Origin of the sequence: Streptomyces davaonensis JCM 4913, assembly GCF_000349325.1 — a bacterium.
In the GTDB taxonomy this organism is placed as follows: domain Bacteria; phylum Actinomycetota; class Actinomycetes; order Streptomycetales; family Streptomycetaceae; genus Streptomyces; species Streptomyces davaonensis.
Genome location: NC_020504.1, coordinates 7,455,818 through 7,476,024, shown reverse-complemented (window position 1 = coordinate 7,476,024; position 20,207 = coordinate 7,455,818). Strand labels below are relative to the sequence as shown.

The window sequence follows — 20,207 nt, the reverse complement described above, 5'->3', positions numbered from 1 at the left end:
AGTCGCAGACCGGCCCGTCGTCAACTCGCCATTCCCACCACCAGCCAGATGAACGCCGCCCCGGCGATCGTGCACAACACCGTCGAGCGGGCCGGGTGTTCGTGGTGGGCCTCGGGGAGGATCTCCGCCGCCGCGAGGTAGAGCAGGGCGCCGCCGAAGAGGCCGAGATAGCCGCCGAGCAGGGTCTCGGGGATCGTCACGAACGTCGTGCACGCGGCGCCCACCACCGGTGCTGCCGCGTCGGCGAACAGCATGGCGAGTGCGCGGCGGCGGGCGTTCCCGTACAGGCTCGTGATCGTGTACGTGTTGAAGCCGTCCGCGAAGTCATGGGCGATGACCGCGACGGCGACCGCCGCGCCCATGCCGCCGCCGACCTGGAAGGCCGCGCCGATCGCGACGCCGTCCATCGCGCTGTGGCCGACCATCGCCGCGGCGGCCGTGAGGCCCACTTCGGGGGCCCTGCCGTCCGTCTCCTCCGCGCCGTGTGCCGCCTGGCGGACGGCCAGCAGGCGTTCCACCAGGTGGGCCAGGAGGAATCCGGCGACGAACAGCAGCAGCGCGGCGGGTACGCCGTAGACCTCCTCGCCCGCCGCCTCCAGGGCCTCGGGGAGCAGGTCGAGGCCGACCACGCCGAGCATCAGGCCGCCGGCCAGGCCCAGCACGAGGTGGCGGCGGTCCGTCACGCGTTGCGCCGTCCAGCCGCCGGCCAGCGTCATCAGGAACGCGCCGAGCGCTACGAAGACCGCCATAGGGCCTTGCTATCGGATCGCGGTGCGTGTGCGCATGTCCGACGCCCGCCCGTCCACTGACTTTCGACAGCAACTTCCACACCGACTTCCACACCAGCAAAGCACTACCGCTCTTCAGGAGAGGACCCGATCCCCATGGCCGATGCCCCCACCGGCAAGGTGACCTTCGTCGGTGCCGGCCCCGGCGCCGCCGATCTGCTGACGTTCCGTGCCGCGCGTGCCATCGCCGAGGCCGACGTGGTGATCTGGGCGGCCAGCCTGGTTCAGGCGGAGGTCCTCCAGCACGCGCGTGAGGACGCCGAGATCCTCGACTCGGCGACCATGTCCCTGGAGGACGTCGTCGCCGTGTACGAGCGGGCCCGCGACCAGGGGCTGCGCGTCGCCCGGATCCACTCCGGCGACCCCGCCCTGTGGGGCGGTACCCAGGAACAGCTCGACCGGTGTGCCCGGATCGGGATCGCGACCGAGGTGATCCCCGGCGTCTCCGCCTTCTCCGCCGTCGCCGCGCTCGCCCAGCGCGAGTTGACCATCCCGGAGGTCGCGCAGTCGGTCGTGCTGACCCGGCTCGGCGGCGGCAAGACGCCCATGCCGCCCGGGGAGGAGGTGCGGGAGTTCGCCAAGCACGGGACCACCATGGCGATCTTCCTGTCGGCGGCCCGGAGCGGGCAGTTGGTGCGGGAATTGCTGGAGGGCGGCTATCCGACCGACACCCCCGTCGTGGTCGCCTACCAGGCCACCTGGCCGGAGGAGCTGATCGTGCGATGCACGGTCGGCACGCTGGAGGAGACCGTCAAGGAGCACAAGCTCTGGAAGCACACCCTCTTCCTGGTCGGACCTGCGCTCTCCGCGGAGGGGACCCGTTCGCACCTCTACCACCCCGGCCACTTCCACGGGTTCCGCAAGGCCGACCCGGAGGCCCGTCGGGCGCTGCGTGAGCGGGGGGCGAGCACGTGATCACCGTCGTCGGTACGGGGACGGGGGCGCCGCTCGACGCCGGGACCCTGGCCGGTGCGCGGCTCGTCGTCGGCGGGCAGCGGCACCTGGAAGCGGCTCCCGTCCCTGCCGATGCCGAGCGCGTCGTCCTCGGTCCGCTGGCTCCGGCCCTCGACGTCGTCGAGCGGCATCTGGACAAGGCGCACCGGGTGGTCGTCCTGGCCTCCGGTGACCCGGGGTTCTTCGGGATCGTGCGGGTGCTGGCCGAGCGGTTCGGCTCGCGGCAGTTGGACGTACGGCCGGGGGTCTCCTCCGTCGCCACCGCCTTCGCGCGCGTCGGTGTGCCCTGGGACGACGCAATCGTCGTCAGCGCGCACGGGCGGGAGTTGCGTACCGCCGTCAACGTGTGCCGGGCGCGGCCGAAGGTGGCGGTGCTGACCGGGCCGGGGTCCGGTCCCGCGGAACTGGGCGCGGCCCTCGAGGGCGAGGCGCGGGTGCTGCTCGTCGCCTGTGCGCTCGGCACCGCCGAGGAGCGCGTCGAGCGGGTCACGCCCGCCGAGGCCGCGACCCGGGACTGGGGTACGGCGGTGAGTGTCGTCCTGTGCCTGGACGAGACGCGGCTGCTGGGGCCGGTGCGTACCGTCGCCGGACCGCCCGCCGGGCCCGCCGGATGGGCGCTGGACGAGGCGGAGTTCGCCCACCGGGACTCGATGATCACCAAGTTCGAGGTGCGGGCGCTGGCCCTGGCCCGGCTCGGGCCCCGGCTCGGCGACCTGGTCTGGGACGTCGGCGCGGGCTCGGGCTCGGTGGCCGTGGAGTGCGCGCGGCTGGGTGCCGCCGTCACCGCGGTGGAGAAGACCCCCGACGGTGTGGAGCGGATCCACGCCAACGCCGCCGCGCACGGGGTCGACGTACGGGCCGTGCACGGGTCCGCTCCGACGGTGCTGTCCGATCTCGACGAGCCCGATGCCGTGTTCATCGGCGGGGGCGGGGCCGAGCTGCCCGCCATCGTGACGGCGTGCGCGCGGCGCGCCCGGCGGACCGTGGTCGTCGCCATGGCGGCGCTGGACCGGGTGCCTGCCGCGCAGGCGGCGCTCACCGGCGCCGGGTTCGCCTGCGACGGGGTGCTGCTTCAGTCCTCGCGGCTCGCGCCGCTGCCGGGGGATGTGTCCCGGCTGGCGGCGACCAATCCCGTTTTTCTGCTCTGGGGTGTGCGAACTCCCCTTTCTGACAAAGGAGTTGCTCAGTGATCGGCCTGATTTCCGCCACCGCGGCGGGGGCGGCTGCGCGGGACCGGCTGGCCGCGGCGTGGCCGGACCGTACGCGCGTGTACGAGGGTCCCGTGGCGGACGCCGTACGGGCCGCGTTCGCGGAGTGCGAGCAGCTCGTGTGCTTCCTGGCCACCGGGGCGGTGGTGCGTCTTGTCGCGCCTCTGCTCGGGGACAAGCGGACCGACCCGGGCGTGGTCTGTGTCGACGAGGGCGGGCGGTTCGCCGTGTCCCTGGTCGGCGGGCATGGCGGCGGTGCCAATGAACTCGCGGACGAGGTCGCGGAGTTGCTGGGGGCGCAGCCTGTCGTGACTACGGCGACCGATGCCGTCGGGCTACCCGGTCTGGACACCCTCGGCTTCCCGGTGGAGGGCGATGTCGCGGGGGTCTCGCGGGCCCTGCTGGACGGTGAACCGGTCGCGTTGAAGGCCGAGTTGGCGTGGCCGCTGCCCGCGCTGAAGGTCGCCCAGGAGGGTGCGTACACGGTCCGGCTGACCGATCGTGACGTCGAGGCCGGTGAGCGTGAGGTCGTGCTGCGGCCGCCGTCCCTGGTCATCGGCGTCGGGGCCTCGAAGGGGGCGCCGGCCGAGGAGATCCTCGCTCTCGTCCACGGCTCGCTGGAGGGGCTCTCGGTCCGTTCGGTCGCCCATCTCGCCACCGTCGACGCCAAGGCCGAGGAGCCCGGCATCGTCGAGGCCGCGCGGCGGCTCGGGGTGCCGCTGGTGACGTACCCGGCCGCGGAACTCGCGGACATCGAGGTCCCCAACCCCTCCGCCCATCCCCTCGCCGCCGTCGGCACCCCGTCCGTCGCCGAGGCGTCGGCACTCCGGGACGGCGGTGAACTCCTCGTCCCCAAGCGGAAGTCGGCGATGGCGACCTGCGCGGTCGTACGGCGTCCCGCGCGCGGACGCCTCGCGGTGGTCGGGCTGGGACCCGGCGCCCGCGATCTGCTCACCCCGCGCGCGAAGGCCGAACTGCGGCGCGCCTCCGTGCTGGTGGGCCTCGACCAGTACGTCGACCAGATCCGCGATCTGCTGCGCCCCGGCACCCGGGTGCTGGAGTCCGGGCTCGGCGCGGAGGAGGAGCGGGCCCGGACCGCCGTGGCCGAGGCCCGCGAGGGCCATGCCGTCGCGCTGATCGGCAGCGGGGACGCCGGGGTGTACGCCATGGCCTCCCCCGCGCTCGCGGAGGCGAGCGACGACATCGAGGTGGTCGGGGTGCCCGGAGTCACCGCGGCGCTGGCCGCCGGGGCGATCCTCGGTGCTCCGCTGGGCCACGACCATGTGTCGATCAGCCTGTCCGACCTGCACACGCCGTGGGAGGTCATCGAGCGTCGGGTGCGGGCCGCGGCCGAGGCGGACATCGTGGTCACCTTCTACAACCCCCGCTCGCGCGGCCGTGACTGGCAGCTGCCGAAGGCGCTGGCGATCCTGTCCGAGCACCGCGAGCCGACGACGCCGGTCGGCATCGTCCGCAACGCCTCCCGGCCGGACGAATCCAGCCGACTCACCACGCTGGGCGCGATCGACCCCGCGTGGGTGGACATGATGACGGTCGTGACCGTCGGCAACACCGCGACCCGGGATGTCGCCGGGCGCATGGTGACGCCACGCGGCTATCGCTGGCAGGCAGGCCAGGAGGACCCGAAGTGAACCGAGTCGTCCATCCGATCGAGGTGGAGTCCTACCGGCGGCTGCGCGCCCGTCTGGACACCTCGCACTTCCCGCCGCTGACCCGGGCGGTCGTGGAGCGGGTCATCCACTCCGCGGCGGATCTGGAGTACGCGACCGATCTCGTCATGGACGAGGGCCCCCTCGAAAAGGCGCATGCCGCCCTGCACGCGGGCGCGCCCGTGGTCGTCGACGTGGAGATGGTCGGGGCCGGGATCACCCGGCGCGAGACCGTCTGCCGGCTGAAGGACGGGGTGGCCGGGCCGGGGCTCACCCGCTCCGCCCATGGCATCCGGCTCGCCTACGAGCAGGTCGGTCCCGGCGCCCTCTGGGTGATCGGCAACGCGCCGACCGCGCTGGAGGAACTGCTGACGCTGGACGCCGACCCCGCGCTCGTCATCGGGCTGCCCGTCGGCTTCGTCGGGGCCGTCGAGTCCAAGGCCGCGCTGCGCGAGAGCGGGCTGCCCGCCGTGAGCAACGTGTCCGAGAAGGGCGGCTCGGCGGTCGCCTCCGCCGCGCTCAACGCCCTGCTGTACCACCCCACTTCACCCGAGGAGAATCCGTGACCACCCCTCCGCCCGCGCTGCTCATCGCCGGCCATGGCACCCGGGACGACGCCGGAGCCGAGGCGTTCCGCGACTTCGTACGGGAGCTGGGCCGCCGCCACCCCGAACTGCCCGTCGCGGGCGGTTTCATCGAGCTGTCCCCGCCGCCGCTCGGCGACGCCGTCACCGAACTGGTGGAGCGGGGCGTGCGCCGGTTCGCCGCGGTGCCGCTGATGCTGGTCTCCGCCGGGCACGCCAAGGGCGACATCCCGGCGGCACTGGCCCGCGAGAAGGAGCGCCACCCCGGTATCTCCTACACCTACGGCCGCCCGCTGGGCCCGCACCCCTCGCTGCTGAACGTGCTGGAGCGGCGGCTCGACGAGGCGCTGGGCGGGCGGGATGTGCAGGACCGGGCGGATGTCACGGTGCTGCTGGTGGGCCGGGGTTCGACCGACCCGGACGCCAACGCCGAGGTGCACAAGGCGGCCCGGCTGCTGTGGGAGGGGCGCGGCTACGCGGGCGTGGAGACGGCCTTCGTGTCGCTGGCCGCGCCGGACGTGCCGAGCGGCCTCGACCGGTGTGTGAAGCTGGGCGCGAAGCGGATCGTGGTGCTGCCGTACTTCCTGTTCACCGGGATCCTGCCGGACCGGGTCAAGCAGCAGACCGAGGGCTGGGCGGCCGTGCACCCGGAGGTGGAGGTCCGCTCGGCCGAGGTGATCGGTCCGGAGCCGGAGCTGCTGGACCTGGTGATGGAGCGGTACGCGGAGGCCGTCAAGGGCGATCTGCGGATGAACTGCGACTCGTGCGTGTACCGGATCGCCCTGCCCGGGTTCGAGGACAAGGTGGGCCTGCCCCAGCAGCCGCACTTCCACCCCGATGACGACGGTCACCATCACCACGGCCACCACCACGGGGCGCACTCCCATGCGCACTGAGGACCATGGCCTGAGCCATGATCTGCGCCACCACGGGGACGCCGAGGTCCGGGACGACGGTTCGGCGCTGGTCGACCTCGCGGTGAACGTCCGCGCGGACACGCCGCCGCCGTGGCTGCGGGCCCGCATCGCCGATTCGCTCACCGGTCTCGCCGCCTACCCCGACGGGCGGGCGGCGCGGGCTGCGGTGGCGGCGCGGCACGGGCTGCCGGTGGAGCGGGTGCTGCTGACGGCGGGCGCCGCGGAGGCGTTCGTGCTGCTGGCGCGCGCTCTGAAGGTCCGTCAACCCGTCGTGGTGCACCCGCAGTTCACCGAGCCGGAGGCCGCGCTGCGGGATGCCGGGCACACGGTGGACCGGGTACTGCTGAGCGCGACGGACGGGTTCCGGCTCGATCCGGCGGCCGTCCCCGAGGACGCCGACCTGGTGGTGATCGGCAACCCGACGAACCCGACCTCGGTCCTGCACCCGGCCGATGCCATCGCCCGACTTGCCCGGCCCGGGCGGACGTTGGTGGTGGACGAGGCGTTCATGGACGCGGTGCCGGGCGAGCGGGAGGCGCTGGCCGGGCGTACGGACGTGCCCGGACTCGTGGTGCTGCGCAGCCTGACCAAGACCTGGGGTCTCGCCGGGCTGCGCATCGGTTACGTCCTTGCCGCCCCGGAGACGATCGCGGAACTGGAGCGGGCCCAGCCGCTGTGGCCGGTGTCCACCCCGGCGCTCGCCGCCGCCGCGGCCTGCGTGGAGCCGCGGGCGTTGGCGGAGGCGGGGCACGCGGCGCACCGAATCGCCGCCGACCGGGCCCATCTCGTCGCCGGGCTCCGGGAGTTCGCCCCGGAGGGCCTCACGGTGGCGGAACCGGCCGAGGGCCCCTTCGTCCTGGTCCGGCTGCCGAACGCGGCCGGTGTCCGGCGCCGCTTGCGTGACCTGGGGTTCGCGGTGCGGCGCGGGGACACCTTTCCCGGGCTCGACGACGGATGGCTGCGGCTGGCGGTGCGGGACCGGGCGACGGTGAACTCCTTTCTCCAGGCGCTGGACCGGGCGCTGGTGGCGTCAGCCTGAGAGCTCGGCCGCGGTGTCGCGTACCGACTCCACGACCGAGGGCAGGACGCCTCGGGCGTCCAGGGTGTCGGCGAGGTCGTTGGTCAGCCGGGCCGCCTCCTGGGGGTTGCCGAGGCCACCCGCGGCGAGGGCGACGGCGACCTGTTCGACCTGCCGGGTCAGTCCGATGTGGCCGAGGGTGTCGGCCGCGGCGACGGGGTTGCCGTAGGCCTTCTCGATCAGGGGGAGCGCCTGCTCCGGGTCGGGTACGACGTCCTTGAACTCGCGGTCGCGCGGATCCGTGGAGTCCTGGACCAGGATCCGGCCCGGCACGGCCGCCGTGTTGCCGAGGGCCGCGGCGGCGTGGACGGCGAGCGCGCTGTCCGGGAGCCGTTCCACCGCCTCGCGCAGGACGTCGTTGGCGCGGTCCAGGGCCGGGGCGTGGCCGCGGCTGCCGCCGAAGGCGAGCACCCGGCCGACCTCGTCCGTGTACACGTCCGGGGCCAGCAGCTCCTCCTCGCGGCTCCTGGGCGGCCGGACGTCGATGCCGAGCGGCGCGGAGAGGATCTCGCCGGAGGCGGTGTCCAGCATCGCGTGGATCCGGTAGCGCCCGGGTTCGGCGAGATCGAAGCCGTTGAGTCCGGCGCTCAGGAACAGCGGCGCGTACAGGGATTCACCGGGCTTGAGGATGTACGGGTCGTCCAGGTAGCAGTGCCGGGCGTACGGCACCCAGCGGCGGGGGTCGCGGCCGTCGGCGGAGACGATCACGGTCAGCCGTTCGCCGAGCAGGGCGTTGCGGTCCACGACGACCGGCACGAACGAGGTGTTCTTCAGCTTCACCTCGGCGACCACGGGCTCCAGCGCCTCGAAGCGGGTGGTGGGCCGGTTGACGCGCAGGGAGAGTTCCAGGGCGTTCGAGGTGGCCTGCCGGATCTGCTCGAAGGCGTGCTCGTCGAACCAGGGGGCGGCGCCCTGTTTGACGACGCGTTCCGGGGCGTGACGCAGGAAGAGCAGTTCGTTCTCGCTGAACCCGTACCGGAATCCGGCCCAGAAGGCGGCCTCGCCGGCGGGGAAGCGGAACGGATAGTTCATGTAGCTGAAGGCGTTCGGTTCCTCCGCCAGCGGGATCCACCGGGTCATCTCGTCCTTGTCCCAGGAGTGCGCGAGGTTGAAGGTGTGCCCGATCTCGTGCACGGCCGTCCAGAAGCGCAGCCGCTGGACCGCCTGGTCGGAGTCCGGGTCGCCCGGGTGGGGGTCGGAGATGAAGGAGTTGCTGAAGACGGCGCAGCCCTGGCGCTGGGCGGTGCCGATGTCGTCGAACATGATGCCGCCGAGCCCGTGGCCCCGGATGCTCCGTCCGGCGAACAGGGTCCACACCTGCCACTGCGGGGCGTCGGCCCACTTGGACCAGTGCACCTGCATGGCGTCGTGCATCTCGATGTCGGTCCACAGGCCGTCCGAGCCCGCCTTGATGACCGGGACCACGTCGTCGCCGCCGGTCTTGGTGACGGCGATGCCGAGTCGGGTGAAGGCGCTCTCGATGGTCAGGTGGGTGTCCGGCAGGTCGGCGGGCCGGTTCGGGTGGGCGTGCAGCCGGTAGTCGGTGACGGCCGTGGCGTCGCTGGCGCAGTCGTACTCGATGCCCACCTCGCGGAAGGCGGTCCGCCGGAAGACGAAGGTGCGGGTCACCGCGGCCGGACCGCCGGTGAACGTCACCCGGGCCCTGCGCTGCCCGCCGAACGGGAAGCCGCCGAAGAGCTTCACCAGCACGTCCGTGTGCGGGACGAGGGACGTCTTCCCGTCGCGGTAGAAGATCGTTCCCGTGTACCCCTGTTGTGCGGCGTCCCAGGCCACCCTGGCGATCCAGGTGACCTGGCCGCCGAAGAGCTGGGTCCTGGTGCCGCTGACGGTCATGGTCGGCATCAATCCGTCGACGTCGACGCGGAGTTCCTCCAGCACGAGCAGGCTGGGGCCGCCCGTGCCGGGGACGGTGGGCCGGGGCAGCTCCAGGCCGTAGACGCCGCTGCGCCGCTGGAAGGGGATCGGGATGGCGGACGGTTCCGTGTCGCCGGCCGCCGCGGCTTCCGTCGTGCCCTCGATGTCGTCGATGCTCATGTGGTCCTCCCCCGGAGTCTTGGTGGGGCACACCGTCCTGCCGGGCGAAGTGCCCGTCAATGCGCAGAAATGCGCATTGACGGGCCCGCGTTCAGCCCTTGCCGCGGCGGGCCAGTGCGACCGCTCCCCCGCCCGCGACGAGCAACACGGCCGCGCCGCCCGCGAGATACGGGGTGAGCGAGCTGCCGCCGGTCTCGGCGAGGCCCGCCTCCTGGACCGGGCCACCCTGCGTCTCGACCTCGGGCGCCGGTTCCGCGCTCGCCGCGACCGGTGCCTCGCAGGTGGCCTTCGCCAGCGTGACGGTGCCGGTCACCTCGGCCACGTTCAGCTTCAACGGGTTGACGGAGACGGTGAGTTCGAGGGCGGTGGCGGCCGCCGCACGTGAGGTGGTCTCCGTCTTGGACAGGTCCAGGCGGACCTCGCCGACCCCGGGTACCTGGACGTCGGTGGGGCCGCCGGTGGTGACGGTGACCTTCTTGCCGAGGACGGTGACCGCGCCGAGCAGGTTGGAGGTGGCGGCCGGGGCCTTCCCAGCCTCGCAGGTCGCCTTGGAGGTGACGCCCTCCAGCTCGATGAGGGACAGCAAGGGCAGGCCCGGGACATGGACCTTGGCGTGCGCGAGGTTGGTGTACCCCTCGGCCTTGGCGTCGGTGACCGTGGCCTTGGCCGAGGCCACCTCCGCGGCGAGGACGCTGAACGGCTCGCCGCCGTCGACACCGTCCAACTGGGCGGTGAGCGCGGTCTTTTCCGCGCTCTGCGGTGCCTGGACCTCGTTGAGAGAGACCGCGAGCGGGACGTTCACGGTCTTGTTGAGCAGAGACACATCGAGTCCGGTGCGCAGTACTACGGCGCTCGCGCGACCGTGGTCGTCGGTCGCGTGCGCGCTGCCCGCGCCGGCCAGTGCCGCTGGTCCGGCGGCGAGGGCCGTGGCCGCCAGGGCAGTGGCGAGACGGCGTGCGGGCATGCGGAAGTGGTTGCCGTTCAAGGTGGTGGGACCCCCAGAGAGACATGCTTGGGACCCCGTAAGGATGTCTCGCGGACAGGTGCCCGTCAGCAGGCTGACGAGGGTTCACTCCTACGTGACTGTTCCGTGCACATCTTCGAATCCCTGGGCACGCACGTTCTCCACAGTCACCCGGTCAGCTCATGACGCGGCCGTTCAGCACGATCCGCCGCGGCGCCGCCAGCACCCGCACATCGGCCCTCGGGTCGCTCTCGTAGACCACCAGGTCCGCCGGCGCGCCCTCGTCGAGTCCGGGGCGCCCGAGCCAGCGCCGTGCGCCCCAAGTGGTCGCCGAGAGCGCCTGAGTGGCGGGGATGCCCGCGGTGACCAGTTCCTCGACCTCGGCGGCGACCAGGCCGTGCGGCAGGGTGCCGCCCGCGTCGGTGCCGACGAAGACCGGGATGCCGGCGTCGTAGGCGTTGCGCACCGTGTCGTAACGGCGTTCGTGGAGTCGGCGCATATGGGCCGACCAGCTCGGGAACTTGTCCTCGCCGCCCGCGGCGAGCCGGGGGAAGGTGGCGATGTTGACCAGGGTCGGCACGATCGCGACCCCGCGCTCGACGAAGAGCGGGATGAGGTCCTCGGTCAGTCCGGTGGCGTGCTCGATGCAGTCGATGCCCGCCTCGACGAGGTCCTTGAGGGAGTTCTCGGCGAAGCAGTGCGCGGTGACCCGGGCGCCCAGCCGGTGGGCCTCGGCGATGGCGGCCTCGACCTCGGCGCGCGGCCAGCTCGGGGCGAGGTCGCCGACCTCGCGGTCGATCCAGTCGCCGACCAGCTTGACCCAGCCGTCGCCGCGGCGGGCCTCCTGGGCGACGTACGCGACCAGGTCCTCGGGCTCGATCTCGTGGGCGTAGCCGCGGATGTAGCGGCGGGTGCGGGCGATGTGCCGGCCCGCGCGGATGATCTTCGGGAGGTCCTCGCGGTCGTCGGCCCAGCGGGTGTCGGAGGGCGAGCCCGCGTCCCGGATCAGCAGGGTGCCGGCCTCGCGGTCGGTCAGTGCCTGCTTCTCCGCGACGTCCCGGTCCACGGGGCCGTGTGCGCCGAGGCCGACATGGCAGTGCGCGTCGACCAGGCCCGGCAGGGCCCAGCCGTCGACGGTACGGATGTCCTGGGCGGCCGTGGGACGGTCGTAGGAGATCCGGCCGTCGACGACCCACAGCTCGTCCCGGACGTCCTCGGGCCCGACCAGGATCCGGCCCTTCACGTGCAGTACCGCGTGATCGCTCATGTACCGCACATTAGTCAGCCGCTACTCGCTCTTGCCCACCTGGTCCGAGGTCTCCTCCACCTCGGCCATCGCCGGGTCCAGCAGGCGGGAGAGGAAGTGGCGGGTGCGTTCGTGGCTCGGGTTGCCGATGACCTGGGCCGGGGCGCCGTCCTCGACGATCACTCCGCCGTCCATGAAGACGACCCGGTCGGCGACCTCGCGCGCGAAGGTCATCTCATGGGTGACGACCATCATCGTCATGCCCTCATTGGCCAGCATGCGCATGACCGCGAGGACGTCGCCGACCAGTTCCGGGTCCAGGGCCGAGGTCGGCTCGTCGAAGAGCATCACCTCGGGGCCCATCGCCAGCGCCCGGGCGATAGCCACGCGCTGCTGCTGGCCGCCGGAGAGGGAGGACGGGTAGGCGGACGCCTTCTCGGCGAGGCCCACCCGCTCCAGGTTCTCGGCGGCCACCTGCGCCGCCTGCGCCTTGCTCCGCTTGAGGACCCGGCGCTGCGGCAGCGTGAGGTTCTCGGTCACCGTCAGATGCGGGAAGAGGTTGAACTGCTGGAAGACCATGCCGATCCGGCGGCGTACGGCGTCGATGTCGACATCCGGGTCGGTGAGTTCGGTGCCGCCGACGAAGACCTGGCCCTTGGTGGGTTCTTCGAGGAGGTTCACGCACCGCAGCAGCGTGGACTTGCCGGAGCCGGAGGGTCCGATGACACAGACGACCTCGCCCTGCCGGATCTCCAGGTCGATGCCCTTGAGGACCTCGTTGTCGCCGAAGGACTTGTGCAGGTCCTTGACGTGGATCTCGGGACGACTCACTTGACGGCCTCCTGGGCCTTGGCCTCCATGCGGCGCACGACGAAGCCGAGCGGGATCGTGACCAGCAGGTAGCACAGGCCCGCGACCAGGATCGGCGTGGAGTTGGCGGTCGTGCTGGCCAGGTCACGGCCGTACTTGGACAGTTCGCGCTCCTCCAGGGTGACGCCGAGGAACAGCACCAGCGAGGAGTCCTTGAAGAGCAGGACGAGCTCGTTGGTCAGCGGCGGCAGGATGATCCGGAACGCCTGCGGGATGATGATCGAGACCATCGCGCGGGCGGGCGAGAACCCCAGCGAACGGGCCGCCTCCAGCTGCCCCTTGGGCACCGCCTGGATGCCCGCGCGGATCGTCTCGGCCATGTAGGCGGCCGCCACCAGGCCGAGCGCGAGCGCGACCTTGCCGTAGGTGCCGCCGGGGATCTCCGTGCCGGGGAAGGCCAGCGGGACGGCGACGCCGATGAAGATGAAGATCAGCAGGGCGGGCAGTCCGCGGAAGATCTCGATGTACACCCCGGCGAACCAGCGGTACGGGCCCACGGACGACAGCCGCATCAGGGCGATCGCCATGCCGAGGACCAGTCCGAAGGCGAAGCCGGACAGGGTGTACAGCACGGTGTTCTTCAGAGCCAGCGTGATGATGTCCGGGAACATCTGCTCGGCGATGTCCGCCTGCGCGAACTGGTTCTGGAGCCGGTCCCAGTCGGCCGCGACCGCGAAGGCGATCACGGCCGCGGCGAAGACGACGTACTGGATGCCCCGGGACAGCTTGCGCTTCTGCCGCCGGGTCAGGCCCTTCTTCTTCGGCTGGAGTGCTGTGTCGGTGTCGGCCATGGGGTCAGGACGCGGCCGGCGAGGCGGCGGACTCGTCGTACGGGCCGATCCACTTCTCGTAGATCTCCTTGTAGGTGCCGTCCGCCTTGGCGTCGGCGATCGCCTTGTCGATGGCGGCGAGCAGCTTGGTGTTGCCCTTCTTCACCGTGATGCCGTACTGCTCACCGGTGTTGATCTGCTCGGCGACCTCGAAGGCGTCGGCGTTGGCCTTGTCCTTCAGCCAGCCCTGGACGACCGGGTAGTCGATGACGACGGCGTCGACCTGGCCGGTGCGCAGTCCGTTGAGGACGGCGTCGGAGGACTCGAAGGAGACCGGGTCCAGGCCCTGGCTCTTCGCGTAGTCCTCACCGGTGGTCTGCGCCTGGGCGCCGACCTTCTTGCTCTTGGCGTCGGCGAGGGAGGCGATCCCGCTGTCCTTGTCGACGAGCAGTGCCTGGGTGGCCTCGAAGTACGGGTCGGAGAAGTCGACGTTCTTCTTCCGCTCCTCGGTGATGGTCATACCGGCGGCGGCCAGGTCGCACTCGCCGGAGTTGAGGAACGCGCCGGTCTTGAAGTTCTCGAACGGCGTGTCGAGGATCTCCTGCTTCACCCCCAGATCGTCCGCGACCAGGTCGATGAGGGAGACGTCGAAGCCCTGCACCTTGCCGTCGATCTCCGACTGGAAGGGCGGGTAGGGCAGGTGGGTGCAGGTGGTGAGCTGGCCCGCCTTGACGAGCTCGACGCCACCGGCGGCGGTCTTGCTGCCGCTGCCGCCGTCGTCGTCCGATGAGCAGCCGGCCACGAGCACCAGCCCGGCCGTCGCGGTGGTTGCGGCCAGAATGCGGGTCCGGCGCCCGAGGTTCGTCTTCACGGGAGGCCTCCTGTACGGGAACTGTGCGTTCCGATTATAAGGAGAAGTTTGAGTGCCTCAAATCAAACCCATGGTTCTGACGGCGTTCGGCCTAAGAAGTCGGGTGTCGAAGTGGGGCGACTACCCTCAACAGGTCGTCCGTAGTGAGAGAAGAGAACACCGCCGTGACCCACCCCTTCCTGGACCTCGCCCCGATGGGCGCAGCGCAGTTCGCCTCGATCGAGGACCGGGTGGCACGCCTGCTGGACACCCGGCAGGACGTCGTGATCATGCAGGGCGAGGCGCTGCTGCCGCTGGAGGGCGCGATCCGCGGCACGGCGGGTCCCGGCACGACGGCCCTGAACGTGATCACCGGCCCCTACGGACAGACCTTCGGCGACTGGCTGCGGGACTGCGGTGCCACGGTGATCGATCTGGCGGTGCCCTTCCACACGGCGGTCACGGCCACGCAGATCCGCGAGGCCCTCGCCGAGCACCCGGAGATCGACTTCGTCTCCCTGGTCCACGCGGAGGCGGCGACGGGCAACACGAACCCGGTGGCGGAGATCGGCGAGGTGGTCCGGGCCCATGGCGCCCTCTTCTACCTCGACGCCGTCGCCTCCATCGGCGCGGAGCCGGTGCTGCCGGACGCCTGGGGCGTGGACCTGTGTGTGATCGGCGCGCAGAAGGCGATGGGTGGCCCGGCGGGCGTGTCGGCGGTGTCGGTGAGCGAGCGCGCCTGGACCCGGATGGCGGCGAACCCGCACGCCCCGCGCCGCTCCTACCTCTCCCTCCTGGACTGGAAGACCCGCTGGATCGACGGCGGCCGCCGCGCCCTCCTGCACGCCCCCGCCCAGCTGGAGATGCTGGCGCTGGACGCGTGCCTGGCCCGGATAGAAGCGGAGGGCCTGGACTCGGTGATGGCCCGCCACGCCTCGGCCGCGGCGGCGACCCGAGCGGGCGCGGCGGCGCTGGACGGCGGCCTCGAGCCGTATGTATACGAGGCCCACGAGGCGGCCCCGGTCGCCACGACCCTGCGGACCCCGGCGGGCGTCACGGCCTCGGAGCTGGTTGCCCGGGCCCTGGCCGCCGACCCTTCGCTGCCGCTGGCGGCGGGCGGCGGCGCGCTGGCCAAGGAGATGGTCCGGGTGAACCACTACGGCGCGGACGCGACGCCCGAGACGGTACGGCGCTGTCTGGCCGCGCTGGGTTCGGCGCTGACGGAGCTGTCGCGGTCTCGGTGAGGGTGCCAAGCTGGCCGCATGACTCCCTCCGAGACCCCCGCCACGCTCCCTGACGGCCGCCCCGTCCCCCTGCTCACCGCCCCCGAACGACCCATGCTGGAAAGCTGGTTGGAGTTTCATCGGGGCACGCTGGCGGTGAAGTGCGCCGGGCTGGACGACAAGCAGGTGCGGAGTGTGTCGGCCGAGCCGTCCGAACTCACCCTGCTGGGGCTGGTGCAGCACATGGCGGAGGTGGAACGGAACTGGTTCCAGCGGGCGTTCGGGGCGGTGGGGCCCGAGCCGGTGTTCGAGGAGGAGACCGGGTACCGGCTCACGGACGAGCGGGGGCTCGACGCGGCGCTGGAGGCGTGGCGGCGGGAGATCGAGCGGGGGCGCGAGGTATGTGCCGGGCTTTCGCTGGACGACGTCGGTCACATCCCGGGCGGTGGGCCGATCGGCGGGGCCGAGGTCAGTCTGCGCTGGGTGATCCTGCACATGATCGAGGAGTACGCCCGGCACAACGGTCACGCCGACATCCTGCGCGAGCACATCGACGGAGTTACCGGGACTTGAATTCGGCGTAATTATGGAATTCTTTATGGGGGTAGCTTCCCGTTCTCTTCTGCCCGCTTTTCCTCGACCTAAACGCTAAGATTTTCAGGCGGATTACACGGTTGTGACGCGTTCCACATCGCGACCGTTTTGCGACTTATGGGCCGGGAATATCGGGGCATTCCTCCCCTCGCGCGGATAACACGATCGAGTCCGCTCACGTAACCCCTGACGGCCATGCAATTTGGAATTTACCTCGGTAAGTTCAATTCGCATGACTGCCGCACAAGCAGACCTGCAAATCGACCGGCCGACGGTGGCCGACGGCGCCGCACTGTGGCGGATCGCCAAAGACTCCAAGGCCCTCGACCTGAACTCGTCCTACAGCTATCTGCTGTGGTGCCGGGACTTCGCCGGCACCTCGGCGGTCGCCCGGGACGAGCACGGGGAGCCGGTCGGCTTCGTCACCGGCTACGTACGGCCGGACCGTCCGCACACCCTGCTCGTCTGGCAGGTCGCGGTGGACGGCGCCCAGCGCGGCCGCGGCATCGCCGCCGCGCTGCTCGACGGGCTCGTCGCACGGGTCGGCGACGCGTACGGCGTCACGGGTGTGGAGACCACCATCACGCCCGGCAACACCGCCTCCGAGCGGCTGTTCACCTCGTTCGCCGAGCGGCACGGCGCCGCCCTTGAGCGCGAGGTGCTGTTCGAGGCGGGCCTGTTCCCCGACGGGCCGCACGACCCCGAGGTCCTGTACCGCATCGGTCCCCTCCCCCACTGAACCTCCCCAGCCACCCCCACGCTACGAGGAGCGATTCGTCGTGACCATCACCCAGCCCGACCTCAGCGTCTTCCAGACCCTGGAGTCCGAGGTGCGCAGCTACTGCCGAGGCTGGCCCACCGTCTTCGACCGTGCGCGAGGCAGCCGCATGTACGACGAGGACGGCCACGAGTACCTGGACTTCTTCGCCGGGGCCGGCTCACTGAACTACGGGCACAACAACCCGGTGCTGAAACGGGCGTTGCTCGACTACCTGGAGCGGGACGGCGTCACGCACGGGCTCGACATGTCGACCAGTGCCAAGCGCGCCTTCCTCCAGACCTTCCAGGACCTGGTGCTGCGGCCGCGCGATCTGCCGTACAAGGTCATGTTCCCGGGGCCGACGGGCACCAACGCCGTGGAGTCCGCGCTGAAGCTGGCGCGGAAGGTGAAGGGGCGGGAGGCCATCGTCTCGTTCACCAACGCCTTCCACGGGATGTCGCTCGGCTCCCTCGCCGTCACCGGCAACGCCTTCAAGCGGGCCGGTGCCGGGATCCCGCTGGTGCACGGCACGCCGATGCCGTTCGACAACTACTTCGACGGCCAGGTCCCGGACTTCCTGTGGTTCGAGCGGCTGCTGGAGGACCAGGGCTCCGGGCTGAACAAGCCCGCCGCGGTGATCGTGGAGACCGTGCAGGGCGAGGGCGGCATCAACGCCGCCCGCCCGGAGTGGCTGCGCGCGCTCGCCGACCTGTGCGAGCGGCAGGACATGCTGCTGATCGTCGACGACATCCAGATGGGCTGCGGGCGGACGGGGGCCTTCTTCTCGTTCGAGGAGGCGGGCATCACGCCCGACATCGTCACCGTGTCCAAGTCCATCAGCGGCTACGGACTGCCCATGTCGCTGTGCCTGTTCAAGCCCGAGCTGGACATCTGGGAGCCGGGCGAGCACAACGGCACCTTCCGCGGCAACAACCCCGCCTTCGTCACCGCCACCGCGGCCCTGGAGACCTACTGGGCCGACGGATCGGCGATGGAGAAGCAGACCCGGGCCCGCGGTGAGCAGGTCGAGCAGGCGCTGATCTCCATCACGGAGGAGAACCTCGCCGATGTGAAGGAGTACCGCGGCCGCGGTCTGGTGTGGGGCCTGGAGTTCCACGACAAGTCCCGCGCCGAGCGGATCGCACGCCGCGCCTTCGAACTCGGGCTGCTCATCGAGACGTCCGGTCCGGAGAGCGAGGTCGTGAAGCTGCTGCCCGCGCTGACCATCACCCCCGAAGAGCTGGACGAGGGCCTCAGCGTCCTCGCCCGAGCCGTCCGCGAAACCGTCTGAGTCAAGGAGCTGTTCAGCACGTGATCGTCCGTTCGTTCAAGGACATCGAAGGCACCGACCGGCATGTGAAGGCGGCATCCGGCACCTGGGAGAGCAAACGCATCGTCCTCGCCAAGGAGCGGGTCGGGTTCTCGCTGCACGAGACGATCCTGTACGCGGGTACGGAGACGTCGATGTGGTACGCGAACCACATCGAGGCGGTCGTCTGCGTCGAGGGCGAGGCCGAACTGACCGATCACGAGTCCGGGCAGACCCACACGATCACGCCCGGGACCATGTACCTCCTGGACGGCCACGAGAGGCACACGCTGCGGGTCAAGCAGGACTTCCGCTGCATCTGTGTCTTCAACCCGCCGGTGACCGGCCGGGAGGACCACGACGAGAACGGTGTCTATCCCCTGCTGACGGAGGAGGGCTGACCATGACCGCCACCACCGACCTGTACCCGAGCCGCGGCCCCGCCGAGGTCTCCACCCCGCGCCAGGACCCAGTCGTCTGGTCCCCGCCCGGCGCGCCGGGCCCGATCTCGGTCCCGGAGCTCCAGGCGTACGAGCGCGACGGGTTCCTGCCCGTCGAGCAGCTCATCACGGACGACGAAGTCGCCGTCTACCGCCAGGAGTTGGAGCGACTGGTCGCCGACCCGGCGATCCGCATGGACGAACGCTCCATCATCGAGCCGCAGTCCAAGGAGATCCGGTCGGTCTTCGAAGTGCACCGGATCAGCGAGGTGTTCGCCGCGCTGGTGCGCGACGAGCGCGTCGTCGGCCGGGCCCGCCAGCTCCTCGGCTCGGACGTGTACGTCCACCAGTCCCGGATCAACGTCAAGCCCGGGTTCGGGGCCAGCGGCTTCTACTGGCACTCCGACTTCGAGACCTGGCACGCCGAGGACGGGCTGCCGAACATGCGGACGGTGTCCGTCTCGATCGCGCTGACCGAGAACTACGACACCAACGGCGGGCTCATGATCATGCCCGGGTCGCACAAGACGTTCCTCGGGTGTGCGGGCGCGACGCCGAAGGACAACTACAAGAAGTCGCTTCAGATGCAGGACGCGGGCACGCCCTCGGACGAGGCGCTGACCTCGCTGGCCACCCGGCACGGCATCCGGCTGTTCACCGGCCGGGCCGGTTCGGCGACCTGGTTCGACTGCAACTGCATGCACGGCTCCGGCGACAACATCACGCCGTTCCCGCGCAGCAACGTCTTCATCGTCTTCAACAGCGTGGAGAACGCGGCGGTCGAGCCGTTCGCGGCTCCGGTGCGACGGCCGGAGTTCATCGGGGCGCGTGACTTCACCCCGGTCAAGTAGAGCCCGGTGAAGCAGCAGTAGCCCTCACAGCCACGCCAGCGACGCGGCCGTCTCCAGTACGTTCCGTACGGCGGCCGCGTCGCCGCTCGCTCCCCTCGGCACCTCCGCGGGCGTGCACCGTCCGCCCACGAGCAGGCAGAAGTCGACGGGATCCAGGGCGAGTTCGGCCGCCACCGGCTCGTCCTCGGAGCCCAGCACCCACTGCTCGTCGCCGCTGACGGAGAACAGCACCGGCGCCGCGTCCGGCCCGAGCGCGAGGCCGAGCACACGGACCGCGAGCCGCACCAGCTGCCCCAGGTGCTCGGCGGGCGGCGGCGGTACGACCAGGCCAAGAGCCCGGCCGATGTCGTCGGTGTGGATCCACGCCTCGAAGGCCCGCACCACGAAGTGATCGGCGACCGGCAGCCGGATCCCCATCAACAGCTCGGCCCGCGCCGCGAGTTCGGCGTCCCGCGCCTCGGGTGTGGCCAGCAGCGCGTCGGCCTGCCCCGCCCAGGCGGCGACCGTCTCCTCGGGGGTACGGCCGTGCTCATGGGCGATGACATCGGCGGTACGGCGGTTCCAGGCGTCCTCCCAGCGCATGTCCTGGGGAAGCACGGTCTGCGGGAGCACGGTCGCCGGGACCCGGGCGGGGATGCCGAGCCGCCCGGCCAGCGCCTCGTCGGCGGCCAGCAGATGGGCGACGGTCGCGTGCACGTCCCAGTCGTGCACCACCGGAGTGGCCCAGCGGCCCTCCGCCTCCGGCAGCAGCGCCCGCAGTCCCTGGACGGCGGCGGCGTAGGGCGCGGCGTGTGCGGCGGTGCGGGGCGCCGCGGGGCGGCGGGCGAGCAGGGCGGGCGGGAGTCCGGTGGCGGGGCGGGCGGGCAGTCCGCCGATCGGGGGGCCGTCGAGCAGCCGTACCGTCTCGCGCAGCCGGGCGGCCTCCGCGGCGCAGCTCTCGCAGCCCGCGAGGTGCGGCGGGACCCGCTCCGCCTCGGCCGCGTCCAGGGCGCCGAAGGCCCAGGCGGCCAGCAGCTCGCGTACGTCCTCGTGCTCGGTCACCGGGGGCCTCCTTCCCGGGGCGCACGGACCCCTAC

General features: G+C 71.5%; 20 protein-coding genes. 12 read left to right on the top strand and 8 right to left on the bottom strand.

Annotation, left to right across the window (positions count from 1 at the left end):
* Positions 1-20: 20 nt before the first annotated feature.
* Positions 21-749: a ZIP family metal transporter gene (locus tag BN159_RS33025; protein WP_015661379.1), complete on the bottom strand. Its 729-nt coding sequence runs from the start codon at positions 747-749 to the stop codon at positions 21-23.
* Between the two features lie 135 nt (positions 750-884).
* Between BN159_RS33025 and cobM the strand changes: the two genes are divergently transcribed.
* From cobM to cobC, 6 genes are read left to right on the top strand one after another with little or no spacing between them, the layout of a single operon-like run.
* Positions 885-1,703 carry a precorrin-4 C(11)-methyltransferase gene (gene cobM / locus BN159_RS33020; protein ID WP_015661378.1) on the top strand — a complete coding sequence of 273 codons (819 nt, stop codon included), beginning with the start codon at positions 885-887 and terminating at the stop codon, positions 1,701-1,703.
* The gene (locus BN159_RS33015) at positions 1,700-2,932 is read left to right on the top strand and encodes a bifunctional cobalt-precorrin-7 (C(5))-methyltransferase/cobalt-precorrin-6B (C(15))-methyltransferase (protein WP_015661377.1); all 1,233 of its coding nucleotides are present in this window, start codon (positions 1,700-1,702) and stop codon (positions 2,930-2,932) included. The genes cobM and BN159_RS33015 overlap by 4 nt, the downstream gene beginning before the upstream one ends.
* Entirely contained in the window at positions 2,929-4,602 is a 1,674-nt protein-coding gene (gene cobJ / locus BN159_RS33010) for a precorrin-3B C(17)-methyltransferase (protein WP_015661376.1), read from the top strand. The genes BN159_RS33015 and cobJ overlap by 4 nt, the downstream gene beginning before the upstream one ends.
* On the top strand, positions 4,599-5,186 hold the full coding sequence (locus BN159_RS33005) for a precorrin-8X methylmutase (protein WP_015661375.1): 588 nt from the start codon (positions 4,599-4,601) through the stop codon (positions 5,184-5,186). Before cobJ ends, BN159_RS33005 begins: the two co-directional genes overlap by 4 nt.
* Complete coding sequence (locus BN159_RS33000) at positions 5,183-6,100, top strand: sirohydrochlorin chelatase (protein ID WP_015661374.1); 918 nt, start codon at positions 5,183-5,185, stop codon at positions 6,098-6,100. Before BN159_RS33005 ends, BN159_RS33000 begins: the two co-directional genes overlap by 4 nt.
* Positions 6,090-7,160: an Rv2231c family pyridoxal phosphate-dependent protein CobC gene (cobC, locus tag BN159_RS32995; RefSeq protein ID WP_041822080.1), complete on the top strand. Its 1,071-nt coding sequence runs from the start codon at positions 6,090-6,092 to the stop codon at positions 7,158-7,160. Before BN159_RS33000 ends, cobC begins: the two co-directional genes overlap by 11 nt.
* Here cobC and BN159_RS32990 read toward each other — a convergent pair.
* From BN159_RS32990 to BN159_RS32965, 6 genes are all read right to left on the bottom strand, one after another.
* Positions 7,152-9,254: a zinc metalloprotease gene (locus BN159_RS32990; protein WP_015661372.1), complete on the bottom strand. Its 2,103-nt coding sequence runs from the start codon at positions 9,252-9,254 to the stop codon at positions 7,152-7,154. The two genes, cobC and BN159_RS32990, sit on opposite strands and share 9 nt — an antisense overlap.
* 91 nt (positions 9,255-9,345) lie before the next feature.
* A complete protein-coding gene (locus tag BN159_RS32985) occupies positions 9,346-10,239 on the bottom strand; it encodes an SCO1860 family LAETG-anchored protein (protein WP_015661371.1) in 894 nt (297 codons plus the stop codon).
* Positions 10,240-10,393: 154 nt separating this feature from the next.
* Positions 10,394-11,485: an amidohydrolase family protein gene (locus tag BN159_RS32980; RefSeq protein ID WP_015661370.1), complete on the bottom strand. Its 1,092-nt coding sequence runs from the start codon at positions 11,483-11,485 to the stop codon at positions 10,394-10,396.
* Between the two features lie 21 nt (positions 11,486-11,506).
* A complete protein-coding gene (locus BN159_RS32975) occupies positions 11,507-12,295 on the bottom strand; it encodes an amino acid ABC transporter ATP-binding protein (protein WP_015661369.1) in 789 nt (262 codons plus the stop codon).
* Entirely contained in the window at positions 12,292-13,125 is an 834-nt protein-coding gene (locus tag BN159_RS32970) for an amino acid ABC transporter permease (protein WP_015661368.1), read from the bottom strand. Before BN159_RS32970 ends, BN159_RS32975 begins: the two co-directional genes overlap by 4 nt.
* 4 nt (positions 13,126-13,129) lie before the next feature.
* Entirely contained in the window at positions 13,130-13,975 is an 846-nt protein-coding gene (locus BN159_RS32965) for a transporter substrate-binding domain-containing protein (protein WP_015661367.1), read from the bottom strand.
* Positions 13,976-14,139: 164 nt separating this feature from the next.
* Here BN159_RS32965 and BN159_RS32960 point away from each other — a divergent pair, with 164 nt between their 5' ends.
* From BN159_RS32960 to thpD, 6 genes are all read left to right on the top strand, one after another.
* A complete protein-coding gene (locus BN159_RS32960; RefSeq protein ID WP_051113569.1) occupies positions 14,140-15,198 on the top strand; it encodes a pyridoxal-phosphate-dependent aminotransferase family protein in 1,059 nt (352 codons plus the stop codon).
* 18 nt (positions 15,199-15,216) lie between these two features.
* Complete coding sequence (locus BN159_RS32955) at positions 15,217-15,750, top strand: DinB family protein (RefSeq protein WP_015661365.1); 534 nt, start codon at positions 15,217-15,219, stop codon at positions 15,748-15,750.
* Between the two features lie 253 nt (positions 15,751-16,003).
* Positions 16,004-16,510, top strand: coding sequence for a diaminobutyrate acetyltransferase (gene ectA, locus BN159_RS32950; protein WP_015661364.1), 507 nt, complete (start codon positions 16,004-16,006; stop codon positions 16,508-16,510).
* 40 nt (positions 16,511-16,550) lie between these two features.
* Positions 16,551-17,822, top strand: a complete 1,272-nt coding sequence (gene ectB, locus BN159_RS32945; RefSeq protein WP_015661363.1) for a diaminobutyrate--2-oxoglutarate transaminase — start codon at positions 16,551-16,553, stop codon at positions 17,820-17,822.
* A gap of 20 nt (positions 17,823-17,842) precedes the next feature.
* Positions 17,843-18,241 (top strand): ectoine synthase, encoded by a 399-nt coding sequence (locus tag BN159_RS32940; protein WP_015661362.1) that lies wholly within the window; start codon positions 17,843-17,845, stop codon positions 18,239-18,241.
* A 2-nt stretch (positions 18,242-18,243) separates the two neighbouring features.
* Positions 18,244-19,131 (top strand): ectoine hydroxylase, encoded by an 888-nt coding sequence (thpD, locus tag BN159_RS32935; protein WP_015661361.1) that lies wholly within the window; start codon positions 18,244-18,246, stop codon positions 19,129-19,131.
* Positions 19,132-19,155: 24 nt separating this feature from the next.
* Here thpD and BN159_RS32930 read toward each other — a convergent pair whose 3' ends face one another.
* Complete coding sequence (locus tag BN159_RS32930) at positions 19,156-20,172, bottom strand: maleylpyruvate isomerase family mycothiol-dependent enzyme (protein ID WP_015661360.1); 1,017 nt, start codon at positions 20,170-20,172, stop codon at positions 19,156-19,158.
* Positions 20,173-20,207: the final 35 nt, after the last annotated feature.

Excerpts from the sequence above, each read along its gene's own strand:
- BN159_RS33025 (WP_015661379.1), bottom strand. The coding sequence starts at position 749 with ATGGCGGTCTTCGTAGCGCTCGGCGCGTTCCTGATGACGCTGGCCGGC.
- cobM (WP_015661378.1), top strand. The coding sequence starts at position 885 with ATGGCCGATGCCCCCACCGGCAAGGTGACCTTCGTCGGTGCCGGCCCC.
- cobC (WP_041822080.1), top strand. The coding sequence starts at position 6,090 with ATGCGCACTGAGGACCATGGCCTGAGCCATGATCTGCGCCACCACGGG.
- BN159_RS32990 (WP_015661372.1), bottom strand. The coding sequence starts at position 9,254 with ATGAGCATCGACGACATCGAGGGCACGACGGAAGCCGCGGCGGCCGGC.
- BN159_RS32980 (WP_015661370.1), bottom strand. The coding sequence starts at position 11,485 with ATGAGCGATCACGCGGTACTGCACGTGAAGGGCCGGATCCTGGTCGGG.
- BN159_RS32970 (WP_015661368.1), bottom strand. The coding sequence starts at position 13,125 with ATGGCCGACACCGACACAGCACTCCAGCCGAAGAAGAAGGGCCTGACC.
- BN159_RS32955 (WP_015661365.1), top strand. The coding sequence starts at position 15,217 with ATGACTCCCTCCGAGACCCCCGCCACGCTCCCTGACGGCCGCCCCGTC.
- ectA (WP_015661364.1), top strand. The coding sequence starts at position 16,004 with ATGACTGCCGCACAAGCAGACCTGCAAATCGACCGGCCGACGGTGGCC.
- thpD (WP_015661361.1), top strand. The coding sequence starts at position 18,244 with ATGACCGCCACCACCGACCTGTACCCGAGCCGCGGCCCCGCCGAGGTC.